This is a genomic window from Kitasatospora sp. NPDC101176, assembly GCF_044768035.1.
GTDB lineage: Bacteria > Actinomycetota > Actinomycetes > Streptomycetales > Streptomycetaceae > Kitasatospora.
Genome location: NZ_JBIWPA010000040.1, coordinates 1 through 12,460, shown reverse-complemented (window position 1 = coordinate 12,460; position 12,460 = coordinate 1). Strand labels below are relative to the sequence as shown.

The 12,460-nt window shown below is 74.6% G+C and carries 12 protein-coding genes and 1 pseudogene; 5 read left to right on the top strand and 8 right to left on the bottom strand.

The features are described 5' to 3' along the window. Nucleotides 1-39: 39 nt before the first annotated feature. Both ACIRS1_RS34615 and ACIRS1_RS34610 read left to right on the top strand, forming a co-directional pair. A complete protein-coding gene (locus ACIRS1_RS34615; RefSeq protein ID WP_402846235.1) occupies nt 40-1,014 on the top strand; it encodes a helix-turn-helix transcriptional regulator in 975 nt (324 codons plus the stop codon). Nucleotides 1,015-1,383: 369 nt separating this feature from the next. Further along, on the top strand, nt 1,384-2,802 hold the full coding sequence (locus ACIRS1_RS34610) for a hypothetical protein (protein ID WP_402846233.1): 1,419 nt from the start codon (nt 1,384-1,386) through the stop codon (nt 2,800-2,802). A 392-nt stretch (nt 2,803-3,194) separates the two neighbouring features. Here the strand turns inward: ACIRS1_RS34610 and ACIRS1_RS34605 are convergent, their stop codons facing one another. From ACIRS1_RS34605 to ACIRS1_RS34595, 3 genes are all read right to left on the bottom strand, one after another. Next, entirely contained in the window at nt 3,195-3,578 is a 384-nt protein-coding gene (locus ACIRS1_RS34605; RefSeq protein ID WP_402846231.1) for a hypothetical protein, read from the bottom strand. Between the two features lie 235 nt (nt 3,579-3,813). After that, nucleotides 3,814-4,410, bottom strand: coding sequence for an NADPH-dependent F420 reductase (locus tag ACIRS1_RS34600; RefSeq protein ID WP_402846229.1), 597 nt, complete (start codon nt 4,408-4,410; stop codon nt 3,814-3,816). A 108-nt stretch (nt 4,411-4,518) separates the two neighbouring features. Further along, on the bottom strand, nt 4,519-5,352 hold the full coding sequence (locus ACIRS1_RS34595; RefSeq protein ID WP_402846227.1) for an inositol monophosphatase family protein: 834 nt from the start codon (nt 5,350-5,352) through the stop codon (nt 4,519-4,521). Between the two features lie 778 nt (nt 5,353-6,130). Here ACIRS1_RS34595 and ACIRS1_RS34590 point away from each other — a divergent pair. Both ACIRS1_RS34590 and ACIRS1_RS34585 read left to right on the top strand, forming a co-directional pair. Further along, nucleotides 6,131-7,063, top strand: coding sequence for a YihY/virulence factor BrkB family protein (locus ACIRS1_RS34590; protein ID WP_402846344.1), 933 nt, complete (start codon nt 6,131-6,133; stop codon nt 7,061-7,063). Nucleotides 7,064-7,285: 222 nt separating this feature from the next. Next, nucleotides 7,286-7,423, top strand: coding sequence for a hypothetical protein (locus ACIRS1_RS34585; RefSeq protein WP_402846225.1), 138 nt, complete (start codon nt 7,286-7,288; stop codon nt 7,421-7,423). 161 nt (nt 7,424-7,584) lie between these two features. Here ACIRS1_RS34585 and ACIRS1_RS34580 read toward each other — a convergent pair whose 3' ends face one another. Then, nucleotides 7,585-9,657 carry a SpoIIE family protein phosphatase gene (locus ACIRS1_RS34580; protein ID WP_402846222.1) on the bottom strand — a complete coding sequence of 691 codons (2,073 nt, stop codon included), beginning with the start codon at nt 9,655-9,657 and terminating at the stop codon, nt 7,585-7,587. A gap of 318 nt (nt 9,658-9,975) precedes the next feature. Here ACIRS1_RS34580 and ACIRS1_RS34575 point away from each other — a divergent pair, with 318 nt between their 5' ends. Continuing rightward, nucleotides 9,976-10,626: a hypothetical protein gene (locus ACIRS1_RS34575; RefSeq protein WP_402846220.1), complete on the top strand. Its 651-nt coding sequence runs from the start codon at nt 9,976-9,978 to the stop codon at nt 10,624-10,626. Between the two features lie 67 nt (nt 10,627-10,693). On the opposite strand, the gene ACIRS1_RS34570 is transcribed toward ACIRS1_RS34575, so the two are convergent. The 4 genes and pseudogenes from ACIRS1_RS34570 to ACIRS1_RS34555 all read right to left on the bottom strand — a co-directional run. Further along, nucleotides 10,694-11,080 carry an STAS domain-containing protein gene (locus ACIRS1_RS34570; RefSeq protein ID WP_402846219.1) on the bottom strand — a complete coding sequence of 129 codons (387 nt, stop codon included), beginning with the start codon at nt 11,078-11,080 and terminating at the stop codon, nt 10,694-10,696. Between the two features lie 149 nt (nt 11,081-11,229). Beyond that, the gene (locus tag ACIRS1_RS34565) at nt 11,230-11,628 is read right to left on the bottom strand and encodes a DUF2267 domain-containing protein (RefSeq protein ID WP_402846217.1); all 399 of its coding nucleotides are present in this window, start codon (nt 11,626-11,628) and stop codon (nt 11,230-11,232) included. Then, nucleotides 11,625-12,089, bottom strand: coding sequence for a DUF2267 domain-containing protein (locus ACIRS1_RS34560; protein WP_402846215.1), 465 nt, complete (start codon nt 12,087-12,089; stop codon nt 11,625-11,627). Before ACIRS1_RS34560 ends, ACIRS1_RS34565 begins: the two co-directional genes overlap by 4 nt. Nucleotides 12,090-12,336: 247 nt before the next feature. Further along, nucleotides 12,337-12,460, bottom strand: a pseudogene (locus ACIRS1_RS34555) (Hsp20/alpha crystallin family protein); the annotation flags it as partial.

The window sequence follows — 12,460 nt, the reverse complement described above, 5'->3', positions numbered from 1 at the left end:
CCGGTCCACTGACACCTCCTGTCAGTGGATACTTCCGGTGTGCGCGCTTCCCGACTGCTCTCCCTCCTGCTGCTCCTGCAGAACCGTGGCCGGCTGACCGCCGCCCAGCTGGCCGAGGAGCTGGAGGTCTCCGTCCGGACCGTCTACCGCGACGTGGAGGCGCTCGCCGCGGCCGGCATCCCGCTCTACGGCGAGGCCGGGCACGCGGGCGGCTACCGGCTCCTGGACGGCTTCCGCACCCGCCTGACCGGCCTCACCACCAGCGAGGCCCAGGCCGCCTTCCTCGCTGCCCTCCCCGGCCCGGCCGCCCAGCTCGGTCTCGGCGAGGCCCTGTCCACCGCCCAGCTCAAGCTGCGCGCCGCACTGCCCACCCCGGCCGGCTGGGTCGAGGACCGGTTCCACCTCGACGCCCCCGGCTGGTACGGCCGGGCCGACGAGACCCCGCACCTGGCCGCCGTCGCGGACGCCGTCCGGGAGCGGTACGCGATCCTGGTGCGCTACTGCCGCTGGGAGGGGACGGTCGAGCGCCGCCTCGAACCGTACGGCCTGGTCCTCAAGGCCGGCCGCTGGTACCTCGTCGCCTCCCCCGGCGAGGGCACCGCCCCACGCACCTACCGGGTCGACCAGATCCTCGAACTCACCGTCCTGGCAGAGCAGTTCACTCCTCCGGCCGGCTTCCGCCTGGCCGCCCACTGGCAGGCGCAGGTCGCCGACTTCCACGCCCGCCGCCACACCGCGCACGCCACCGTCCGCCTCTCCCCCCGCGGCCTCGGCCGGATCCGCGAGCACCTCGGCCCCGCCGAGCACCGGGCCGCCACCGAGACCGGCACCCTCGACCCCGACGGCTGGACCACGGCGCGCCTCCCCATCGAGTCCCTGGCCCACGCCCACGACCAGTTCCTCAAGCTGGGCGCCGACCTCGAAGTCCTCGCACCGCCGGAACTGAGGGATTCGATCACCACCACCGTCCGCGAACTCGCCGCCCGCTACCTCGGCACACCGCGGAGCGACTGACGTCCCGTCGCGCGCCACAGACCGAGAACCCACGGCCGCCTCGCCCGGTTCCTGACCGACACCGGCAGGCGCCTCGCACCGGTCCTCCGTCGGCGCAGACGGCCGGGAAAAATTCTTCGGATCCGTCTGCAACCCCGGCGGGGGCCGCGCGTCTGTATCAGTGAGAGGCACGGAAGGGGGCCACCTTCCGGAGGCGGCGGACCTCGTCCGACCGCGAGCCGGTCTCCGTGGGCCGACAGGCGCACGGGCCGTTGCCGCCCCTCGCCCGCTTCACTCCACTCACAGTCCCGGTCGCAGTCGCCCGCGCATCCGCTCCGGATGCCGCCCGCTGTACCTGACATGCCCACATCACATTTCCCAGGGGGAACCATGTCCACCAACACCCGCTCCCGGCGTCTCGTCGCCGCCGCCGCGCTGGGGGTCGCCGCACTCGGCGGCTCGCTCGCCGTCCCGGCACAGGCCGCCTCCGCCCAGGGCGCGCCCCACGGAACCCTGGCCGTCCAGGCGCCGGCGACGGTCGGCTTCGCCGGGCAGCCGGTCGCGTTCACCGAGACCGTGACCAACACCGGTACCGAGACCACCACCTACGCGCTCGTCCTGCAGACCGAGACCGAGCCGGGCACGCCGCGGCAGCACGCCATCACGATCGACTACAAGGACCCGGCGAACGGCACCTGGAAGTCGGTGCCGCTGGACTTCTACGGCGGGGAGACCGACGTCACCTACAACGGCACGATCAACGGCATCACCGTCGCGGCCGGAAAGAGCGTGAAGCTGGACATGCGCATCGGCGCCCCGATGGGCCTGCCGCACGACGGCGCCGGCAACGGCGGCTTCCGCTCCATCACCCTGGGCTCCCGTCTCACCGAGCCGGGATCGGGGCCCAAGCTGGACGAGCGGTTCGCGAAGATCGGCGTCGACTCCATCAGCACCTCGCTGGCGCACCTGCCCGCCACGGCGGTCGCCGGCGGCGAGCCGATCGAGTTCGACGCCGTGCTGACCAACCCCACCCCGTCCGCCTACGCCAACCTCGGCAACGTGCTCTTCACCGACCCGCACGCCACCGTCCAGGTGCGCACCGCGAACGGCCGGTGGACCACGCTGAAGAAGGTCTCCGACGCCGACCCGGACGGCAAGCCCGGCGTCTACCTGCAGGGCCGCGACTCCTCGATCGGCGCCCACAAGACCACGGTGACCCGGGTCCGGGTGTCCTACGACGCCACCACGCCGCTCGGGGCGACCAAGATCGACCCGTGCGTCTTCGTCAACGAGGCCTCCCCGTTCCACGGGACCACCCTGTGCGCCCAGGGCAGCACCGTCACGATCGTCGCCCCGGCCAAGGGCTCCGCGGCCTCGGGCACTTCGGGCACGTCCGGCACTACGCGTGCCTCGGGTGCCTCGGGTGCCTCGGGTGCCTCGGGTGCCTCGGGTGCCTCCGGCAGCGGTACCAAGCAGGGTGCCGGCAACACCTCCGGCAGCGGTACCAAGCAGGGTGCCGGCAGCACCTCCGGCACCACGTCCGGCGCGGGCGCCAAGCCGGCCACGGGCACCGCGCCCGTCGCCGGGCCCGCCACCGACACCGCGCCGGTCGCGCCCGCCCCGGCCGCCCCGGCTGCGCCCGCCCCCGCCACCGCCCCGACTGCGGCGGCCGCGCCCGTCGCAGCGGAGCTCGCCGCCACCGGGAGCGAAGCCGGGACCGGCATCCTCCCGGCCGCCCTCGCCGCAGGGCTCGCGACGCTCGGTGCCGGCGCCGTCCTGCTCGGCCGCCGGCTGCGCCGCCGGGCCTGAACCGCAGCGCCGGGAGCCACTCGCCCCGTCGCTTCCCCCGACCACGCTCGGGGGAAGCGACGGGGCGGGGTCGTCGAGGAGAGGCCGCAGGAGAGCAATACCTCAGGGCAATACGTCGGTGAGGTGAGGGTGACGGGTGTCCGCGGCGATCCGAACCGGCGAAGGGACCGCGAGCGCGGCGACGGCCCGCCCGCGCTCGGCAGCCTCCCCCGCCTCACGATCGGCGTCGGCCTGGCGGCCGCCGGCGCACAGCCCGTCGTCGCCCCGGGAGCCGGCCCTCGTGTGCCCCCTCCCCCCGCTCGTCCGAGAACGGCGCGAGCAGCGGGTGCCGACCGGCCGGCCCCGCTCCCCGTGGGTCGAGGTCGGACCGGCAGGATGCGGCGGCCGAGCCGCTAAGGCGTGCCGCCCTGTTGGCGGCCCATCCAGTCCATGATGGCCTGCTCGGTGCGGGCGAGCGCGTCGGTGGGGCTGAACTGCAGCAACTCCGTCCCGGCGTCGACGTACGGCCGGTGGCCCGGCGGCTGGTAGAACGCGTCGCCGGCCTCGTACACCTCCTCGTGGTCGGCGAAGACGAAGCGCATGCGCCCGGCGATGACGTAGCCCCAGTGCGGGCACTGGCACCGCCCGTCGGGCAGCGACTGAAGCGGCCCGTCCAGGTCCGCGTCCGCCCCGAAGGAGACGAATTCGACGGTGTAGCCGTTCATCTCCTCGCGGCGGTCGGTCACCGGACCGAACTCCTGGACATTCGTCGCGGACTGCTTGGATACCTTCGGCATCGCTCGGCTCCTCTCCGTGACGGCCCCCGAGACTTCCCGTCGTTTCGAGTCGACCACTCCCTACGACCGGGTGCATCCGGGCGGCGGTGTCGGACGCTCACCGCCGGGATGGCCGCGGGCGGCGGCGTGCTGCGCCGGTCCCGAGGGGGCGCCGGAAGCCGGTAGCCGGCCTCGTCGACGGCCGTGGGCTGCCGGGACTTTGAGGTGGTCCCGGAGGCCGTCGCGCGGTGCCTGGTCAGCGGGCGATCGAGATCGCGAAGGGCGTGAACCCGCTGGCGCGGATGACGTGCGGCACGAACAGGATCGCGGCTTCCGTGGCGCGGGCGGTGTGGATGCCGCCGAGATCGGTGATCCACTCCTCGTGCCAGCCGAGGTCGGCGAGCAGGCCGCGGACGGTCTGCTTGGCCTGCGGGTCCTCGCCGGACAGGAACGCGGTCGGCGGTTCGGTGAGGGTGGCCGGCGCGGTCATCACCGGGAAGAGCATGGTGTTGAGGGTCTTGACGACACGCGTCTGCGGGAGCGCTTCCTGGAGTTGCTCGGCCAGGCTGGAGCCGGGGTAGATCAGGTCGGCGGGCAGTCCGTCCGGTCCGTCGACGGTGGCGTTGGAGACGTCGACGAGGATCTTGCCGCGCAGCTCTTCGCGCAGGGCGGCGAGCCGTTCCAGCGAGCCGGCGCCCGGGGTGGCGTTGATGACGACCTCGGCCGTCCGGGCGGCAGCGGCGGCGGCACCCGGTGCGCGGTCCACCGCGCTCACCTCGTGCCCCGCCCGGGTGAGGGCGGCGGCCAGATTGCCGCCGACGCGGCCGTTTCCGAGGACTGCGATCGTGGTCATGGTGGTCAGGTCCTTTTCGTCGCGGACGGGTTGTGGCGGTGGGTCGTGGCCGCGGGCTGTGGCCGTGAGGTGTGCCCGTGAGATGTGGCCGCGGGTCGTGATGTGCGGTCAGCGGGAGAGCGTGGCGACGGCCGCGGCGTGGACACCGGGCGTGGCGGCGAGGAAGCCCGCGCTCTGCGGGGTCCAGGGGCGGCCCTGGGCGTCGGAGACCGTCCCGCCCGCCTCGGTGACGAGCAGCGCGCCGGGCAGCAGGTCCGCGCGGGCGCCGGCGAACTGCCAGAAGGCGTCCATCCGGCCGGCGGCCACGTTCACCAGGTGCAGCGTCGCGGGCACGGCGGTGCGCACCACGAGCGCGTCGGAGAGCATCGCGGTGATCGAGGAGCCGACCCGGCGCACGACCGTCTCGTCCTCGTCCGGTCGGGCCTGGCTGGTGGCCACGATGCCCAGGCCCAGGTCCTCGGTCGGGGAGACGCGCAGCGGCCGGCCGTCGAGGTGGGCGCCCGCGCCGGTGAGCGCGGTGTAGGTCTCGCCGGTCAGCGCGAGGTGGACGACGGTGAGCACCGGCCGGTTGTCGCGCACCAGGGTGGCGGTGACCGCCCACTCCGGCAGGGCGTGCAGGTGGTTGACGTTGCCCTCGGCCGGGTCCACCACCCACCACTCGCCGGCCGGCAGCGCACCGCCGTCCAGCTCGTCCTCCACCCAGCCCGCGCCCGGGCGCAGTTCGGTGAGGGCGGGGCGCAGGACGGCGAGGGCCGCGTCGTCGTTGGCGGCGAGTGCGGCCATCAGCTCTTCGCGGGTCCGGTAGGCGACCACCTCGCCGAAGCGCCCGCGCAGCGCCGCACCGGCCTCGCGCACCGCGTCAGTGGTCCGGGCGAGCAGGTCGGCGGCGGAGAGCGCGGGGTCGGAGAGGTCGGCGGCGGTGGTCTGAAGCATTGCGGACATGGCGGTACTCCCGTGCGAGAAGGGGTGGTTGAGGCCGGTCCAGCCGCGTCGTGCGGTGCGTCCTGCGCTCTGGTGACGAAGGTATCCAGGCCAGGCATTACCTTCAAGTGCATGTCAAGCACGGGAAGGATGACTCTCACGCAACTGAACGGGCACTGCTCGCCGCCCTCGACGCACTCCTCGCCACCCCATCGCGGCGCACCGCGGGGCAGGAACCGGAAGGCCGCCGCCCGCGGGGTGCCGACCTTGCGGCCCCTCAGGGCCTCGGCGGGCTACCGCCGGGCCGAGACAGTCCGTGGCCCGCCTGCCGTGCGGTGCCACGGACCGTCAGAAACGTTTCGTGGCACCGGCGTTGCGGCCCGGAACGAGCCGGGAGGGCGGCGCCGGATCCCGCGGTCGGCAGCCGAGGGAGAAGGGCCGTCGAACCCGGCTCGCGCCGCTCGCCGAGCTCGGCGTGGGCGTAGGCGGGTCGGCTCGCTTCCAGCCGGACGCCACTGGCCGATCCCGCGGGTCACGGGGTCGGTCGCCGGCGCCCGCCGCCGCCTCCCGCAACGACCGGGCGCAGCGAGGCCGACCGGGCCCTGGACGGAGACGGCGCGCACGACGTTCGCCACTCCCGCGGCCCTGCCGGACCGACGCCCCGTGCCCTGGTGGCCCTGCTACGGAACCCGGTCGTCCGCCTCACCGGCTGGCACGACAGCCGTCATGCGGATGAGGCGTTTCGCATCGTACGGAGCGGGCAGGCGGCCGAGGCGTCCGATCGGACGCCTTCGGTCTCCTGGGCAGTCGGGGGTGTGCGGTGGCTCGGTCGTCGGGTGGCGACGGACGGTGGTGGCGGGCCCTGCGGCGCACGCCGCTGACGATGTGGAACGACGACGTCACCGACTTCGCCGCAGCCCTGACGTACTACGCGATCCTGGCGGTCCTGCCGGCGCTGCTGGCCACCGTGGTCGGCTTCGCACTGATCAGCCCGGCGGTGGCCCGGGACGCGGCGGCGCACCTGGCCGGGCTGGTGCCGGGCCAGGCCGGCGCGCAACTGGGCGGAGTGCTGTCCCAGGCACTGGGCGGTGGTTCGACCGGCTGGACACTGCTGGCGGGGGGCGCCGGCAGCGCGCTGTGGTCGTGCTGCAGCTATCTGGCGGTGTTCCGGCGGGCGCTCCACCGGATGCACGGCACCAGCGACCGGCGCTCCCCGCTGCGCAAGGCCCCGCGGATCGTGGCGACGGCGGCGGTGCTGCTGGTACTGCTGGCGGTGGGCGCCCTGGCCTTGATCCTGAGCGGTCCTGTCGCCGAGGGAGTGGGCCGGGCTCTGCACCTGGGCGGGACGGTACCGCTGGTGTGGTCGGTTGCCCGCTGGCCCGTTCTGCTGCTGGTGGTGGCGGTACTGGTGCTGATCGTCTTCCGGACCGGCCCCGAACCGGCGCGGCGGCGGCACACCAGCCTGCCCGGCGGCGCCCTGGCGGCGGCGCTCTGGCTGGCCTTCTCGGCCGGCTTCACGCTGTACACCAGCGCCCTGGGCACCTACAGCCGCCTGTACGGCTCGCTTGCGGGGACGGTGCTGTTCCTGATCTGGCTGTGGCTCTCCAACCTGGCGCTGCTGGCGGGTGCACAGTTCGCAGCGGAGCTACGCCGCGACGCCGCCGGGCCGGCCGGCGTGTCCGGGGCCACCGTTCAGCCGCCCGTCAGCAGTCCCCGACCAGCCGAAGGCTGAAAGCCGCTCCACGGGGTGCCGAGCCGTTCCTCCTGAGTTCGTGTTCGTCGAGCGCCACCGCCCAGGCGGTGGCACCGAGCAGCCCGCGGCGCAGCCGGCTGCCTTCCCGTGAGCCGGAGCCGATGGCGCCGGGCCGGAGTCGGACGCCCCACCGCCGGGGCGGCAACTCGTGCTCGGCTCCTACGGGTTCTCGTGGACCTCGGCGAAGGGCCCCGGCCCACCGTGCACACCCTCCGCTGCGCGCTGGCCCTGGCGGAGCTGATGGGCACGAAGCCGGCCGTCTTCCCCGGCGGCCACAACGGGAACACCACCTTTCCGCACGCCACGGCACGGACCCTCAAGGCCCTCCTGAGCCGGTGACGGGAGGCGACCGGCCGCGAGAAAGCCGGAACGCCGGCATTCGGCACCCCCGAGACCCTCAGAGGGCGTTCGATACCGTCCGGTCGCACGGGTCCGGGGCCCGGCCTCCGGCCGAGCCGCGCGGCGGCGATCGGCGGGCCCGGGCCGGGAGCGCTGCCGGTTCACGGGTCGGGGGTGTCCGGGCCGACGGGCAGGACGCGGGCGATGAGGAGGGCGACGTCGTCCGGGGTGTCGGGCCGGCGCAGGGCGGCGAGGAGCAGGTCGCACGTGTCGTCCAGCGGGCGGCGGGGGCCGGCGAGGAGGTCGGCGAGGGTCTGCAGACGGCGGTCGATGTCCTGGTCGCGGACTTCGACGAGGCCGTCGGTGTAGAGGACGAGGTCGTCGCCCGGGCGCAGGGTGAGGTCGCGGGTGGGGAACGGCAGGCCGCCGACGCCCAGCGGCGGACCGGGGTCGATCCGGACCGGGTGGGGGGTGTCGCCGGGGCGGGCGAGGACGGGCGGGGGGTGGCCGGCGGAGGCGATGCGCAGGAGCCCGGTGGCCGGGTCGAACAGGGCGATCAGGCAGGTGGCCATGGCGTCGCCGAGGTCTCGGGTGGTGGCGTCGAGGTGGGTGAGGAGGTCGGCCGGGTCGGTGGTGAGCCGGGCCAGGGCGCGGGTGGTGGTGCGCAGCTGGCCCATGGTGGCGGCGGCGTTGATCCCGGAGCCCATGACGTCGCCGACGACCAGGGCGGTGCGGTGGCCGGCCAGGGGGATGGTGTCGAACCAGTCGCCGCCGGTGTCGTCGGTGGCGCTGGCGGGCTGGTAGCGGTGGGCGATGGCCAGGCCGGGCGGGTGGGGGGCGTGCTGGGGTGGCAGGAGGTGGCGCTGGAGGGCGAGGGTGGCCTGGCGCTGGTGCTGGTACCAGCGGGCGTTGTCGATGGCGACGGCGGCGCGGGCGGCGAGTTCGGTGGCGAGCAGGACGTCGTCCTGGTCGAACGGGTCGGGGTTGCGGGTGCGTTTGAGGTCGAGGGCGCCGAGGACCTGTCCGCGGGCGATGAGCGGCACCGCCAGGTAGGAGTGGACGCCGGCCTCGGCGAGGAGGCGGGCGGCGGTCTCGTCGCGGGCGATGCGGGGCAGGTCGGCGGCGCTCACGTGGGCGACGAGGACGGGGCGGCCTCCGACGGCGGCCTGGGTGACCAGGCGGCGGGGGTGGTAGCGGGTGACCTCGCCGACCGGGTCCGCGGCCCGGGTCGCGGGCGTGGGCTGGGCGGCTTTGATCGCCATCGCGCGGAAGCGGGCGGGCCCGTCGTCGGCGCGGCCCGTCGCCCCGGGCAGGGCGGCGTCCAGCAGGTCGACGGCGGCGATGTCGGCGACCTCCGGCACGGCCACCTCCGCCAGCTCCCGGGCCGTGGTGGGCAGGTCCAGCGTGGTGCCGACCCGGATCGACGCATCGGCGATCAGCGACAGGCGCCGCCGGGCGCGGGCCGCGGTCAGGGACTGCTCGTAGGAGTTCGTGACGTCGATGACGGAGATCGCCAGCCCCATCACCCGGTGTGCCTGGTCCTCCAGCCGGTAGAACGACGACGTCCACGCGTGGGTGCGGTCGTCGTGCGGCATGTGGCCGACGGTGAACTCCTCCAGCACCGGTCGGCCGGTGGCCAGCACCCTGCGCATCCGGTCCTCGATCGCCGCGACGTCCAGGTGCGGCAGGACCTCGTGCGGGGTGCGGCCCAGGTGCTCGGCGGCCGGCACCCCGTTGATCCGCTCCAGCGCGGGGTTCACCAGCTCGTAGCGCAGGTCCTCGTCCAGGACCGCGAGGCCGATCGGCGCCTGGTCGACCATCCGCGCCGACAGCGCCAGGTCCCGCTCCACCCGTTGCAGGGTCTCCCGGGGCGACACGATGCCCAGCGCGTACCAGGTGCCGGACGCGGCCTGCAGGCGCATGTTGCGCATCTCCACCAGCACCGTGCGCCCGTCCTTGTGCCGGGCCGGGAACGCCCCCGCCCAGGTGCCCTCGCCGGCCATCACCCGCTCGAACGCCTCCAGCACCGCCTGCCGCCGGTCCGGCGAGACCAGCAGGTCGATCGCCGCGCGGCCGAGCGCCTCCTCGCCCCGGTAGCCGAACAGCGCCTGTGCCTGCGGGCTCCACAGCGAGATCCGCCCCTGCCCGTCCACCACGACGGCCGCCACGCCGAGGACGTCCAGCAGGCCGCCCGCCGCCAGTGCCGCATCGGCCGGCCCCAGCCGCTCCGCCACCGTGCACCACCTCCTCGCCCGGTCGCCGCATCGGAGTCCCGTGTCATTCCATCGTCTGCCCGATGCCGCGAACCGCAGCCTCTCGTGCCGCGGCAGGGCGGCGGATCCGCTGGAGCGGCCTTCGCACGGACGGACCACGGGCGGCGGACGCGGTGCGCTGTTCCGGCGTCCGCCCCGGCGCATGGACGTCGCCGTGCTCCCGGACGACGGCCGGAAGGGTTCCGCTGCCTCTGAAGGCCTTCGTTGTCAGGGGCTGCTGAGAGGATGCGGGCCCGGAGGAGGGCGACCCCGCTCTGCCCTGGCAGTGAGGAACGTCAGATGGATTTCGCCGAGGCCCTGTTCGCCCACCTCGTGGAAGCACCGCAGAGGAGCGGGCCGCGCGATTCGTGGTGGATCCATCCCGTGGGTACGCTCCCGGTCTCTTCGGACATGGCCCTCGTGTACGACCCCACGTCTGGTGAGGCGGACGGCCTGGAGGTGCCTGCGGGCAGCCATCGGGTGTACGCGGTGATGGATGCGGCGCCGGGAGAGGCGCCGATGACGCTCGGGTTGCTGCTGTGGTTCGACGAGGCACCGCCGGTGGAGCTCGGTGAGTACTCGGGCGTGGGCGTGATGACGCACTGCGGCGTCGTGTGCCTCGGCGATCGGCGGAACGACGACGGCGCCCTGGTGAGCGGGCTGATGAGGCTGGCCGGGCAGGAGATCCGGCGCCGTGCGGCGAACGGCCGGGACCGGGGTCTGCTGCCGGCGTTCGAGGGGGCGTGTCGGCAGTACGGTCCCGACGCCCTGCAGCCGCCCGAGAACCCCACTCCTGACGCGTTCCGCGCCGGATGGCACGTCCTGTCGGACGAACTGACCGGGTCGACGGTCATCGCGCTGCTGGACCATGGCGAGAGCGGCGGCATCTACCCCTGTCTCGACGCGCAGGGCCGCGAGGTCGCCCACCTCGTGCAGTTCGAGACCGGGTGACGACCCGCCGGGGCGGTCCCGGTCCGGGCGGCCCGGGCCCGTGACGGGAGGTCCTGTCCGTGGCCGCTCACCCGCCGGTGGCGGCACGGACGCTGCCGCGCAGGGTGAAGATCTCGTCGACGCCGGTGATCTCCAGCAGTCGCCTGGCCTGTGGCGGGGGCGCGGCCAGGACCAGCTCGACCCCGGCAGCCCGTGCGCTGACGCGGATCTTGAGCAGTGCGTTCACGAGGGTGGAATCGCAGAAGGTCAGGGCCGACATGTCGACGACCAGCCGTGCGGGGCGATCGGCCACCGCGCGGTCGAGTGCGCTCTCCAGCACTCGGCTCTGGTCGTGGTCGACCTCGCCCGCAAGACGGACGACGTGGGATCCTCTGCCGGTTCTCGTGGTCGTGATGCGCATCGACGGCGCGGTGGCAGTGGTGTTCTCGGCGCGCGAACGGTGTCCGGCGGACATGGGCGGAGCCCCTTCCGGCGGGGGGTCTTCTCTGGTGGTGGGCCTGCGCCAGCCCGGGTGGCGTCGTCCGCAGCGCCGGGACGGACGTCCGGCCCACGGGAGGGGGAGCGCCCGGGCCGGGGTCTCCCGGGTTCCCCCTCCGGGTCTGTTCAGGCGGCGACCGTCAGGTCGGCGCGGCCGAACAGCAGGGCGTAGCCGCGGGGCAGCTGGGCGAGGATGCGGTCGCTGAGGTCGTCGTCGGCGAGGGCGGCGAGGGCGGCGAGGACGGAGGAGGTGTCCCAGCGGGCCGCGGTGAGGCTGGTGCCCAGGTTGCGGGCGACCGCTTCGACGAAGACGGGGGCTGTGACCGGGGCGGGGAGGGGGATCTGCGAGGCGAAGACGGCGCGGGCGCGGTCGGGCAGGACCGCGGCGAGGTCGCAGCGCTCCTCGCCGGTGAGCTGGGAGCCGAGGACGCCCATGACGGCGGTGAGGACGCGTTCGGCTTCCTCGTCGCCGGCGTAGCGGCCGAGGGTGCGGACCTGCTGGATCAGGTGGCGGTAGCGGGTCATGGCTGTGGAGCCTTCCGGGGGCCGGCCGGCCGCGGGTCGGCGGCGGCGTGGGGGTGGTCGGGGTCGTGTCCTGCGGTCGGGTGGCCGAACAGCAGGTCGTAGCCGGGCGGGAGTTGGAGCAGGATGCGCCCGGTGAGGTCGTCGCCGGCGGCGTCGGCCACGGTGGACAGGACGGCGCCGATGTCCCACAGGGCCGTGGCTTCGGTGGCGCCCTCGATCCAGGCGGCCGTCGCGCGCACGAAGCGTTCCGGGTTGAGCGGCTCGGCGGCCTGCAGGGGGTTGAGCAGGATCAGGGCCATGGTCTCCGGTAGCCGGGCGGCCAGTTGGGCGCGCACGTCGCCGACCAGGTGGGCGCCCAGCAGGGCCAGGACGACCCGGGCCGCGCGCTCGGCCTCCTGTGTGGTGTCGTACTCGCCGCGTTCCCGGACCTCCTCCAGGAACGCCTCCCATCGAAGAGTCACCGCGGTTCTCCCTCCGTCTCGGCGCCGGCGCGACCGGTGCCCGGATCGGAGTCCGAGTACCCGGTGCCGGTGTAGACCGGTGAGGTTCAGCAGCCGGATCTTGCGCCCCCGGGCCTGGCGCAGCGCTGCGGGCGGCCAGGGCGCTGACCGTCCGGGCGGCCTCGGGAAGCGGCCGGCGGGGGGTGTTCCGGGCGCCCCTTCGATCGAGGGGGGAGATCGGGGGCGGCCGGAACGGTCGGGGGACGGGTCAGGCCCGGATCTGCTTGCGTTCGCCGCTGTGGCTGATGGCGACCTTGCGGGGCTTGGCCTTCTCGGCGACCGGGATCTTCAGGGTCAGCACGCCGGCGTCGTAGTCGGCGGTGATCCCGGCG

Bases quoted from the DNA above. Each gene is read 5' to 3' on its own strand.
- ACIRS1_RS34610 (WP_402846233.1), top strand. From the start codon at position 1,384: ATGTCCACCAACACCCGCTCCCGGCGTCTCGTCGCCGCCGCCGCGCTG.
- ACIRS1_RS34605 (WP_402846231.1), bottom strand. From the start codon at position 3,578: ATGCCGAAGGTATCCAAGCAGTCCGCGACGAATGTCCAGGAGTTCGGT.
- ACIRS1_RS34600 (WP_402846229.1), bottom strand. From the start codon at position 4,410: ATGACCACGATCGCAGTCCTCGGAAACGGCCGCGTCGGCGGCAATCTG.
- ACIRS1_RS34595 (WP_402846227.1), bottom strand. From the start codon at position 5,352: ATGTCCGCAATGCTTCAGACCACCGCCGCCGACCTCTCCGACCCCGCG.
- ACIRS1_RS34575 (WP_402846220.1), top strand. From the start codon at position 9,976: ATGGATTTCGCCGAGGCCCTGTTCGCCCACCTCGTGGAAGCACCGCAG.
- ACIRS1_RS34570 (WP_402846219.1), bottom strand. From the start codon at position 11,080: ATGTCCGCCGGACACCGTTCGCGCGCCGAGAACACCACTGCCACCGCG.
- ACIRS1_RS34565 (WP_402846217.1), bottom strand. From the start codon at position 11,628: ATGACCCGCTACCGCCACCTGATCCAGCAGGTCCGCACCCTCGGCCGC.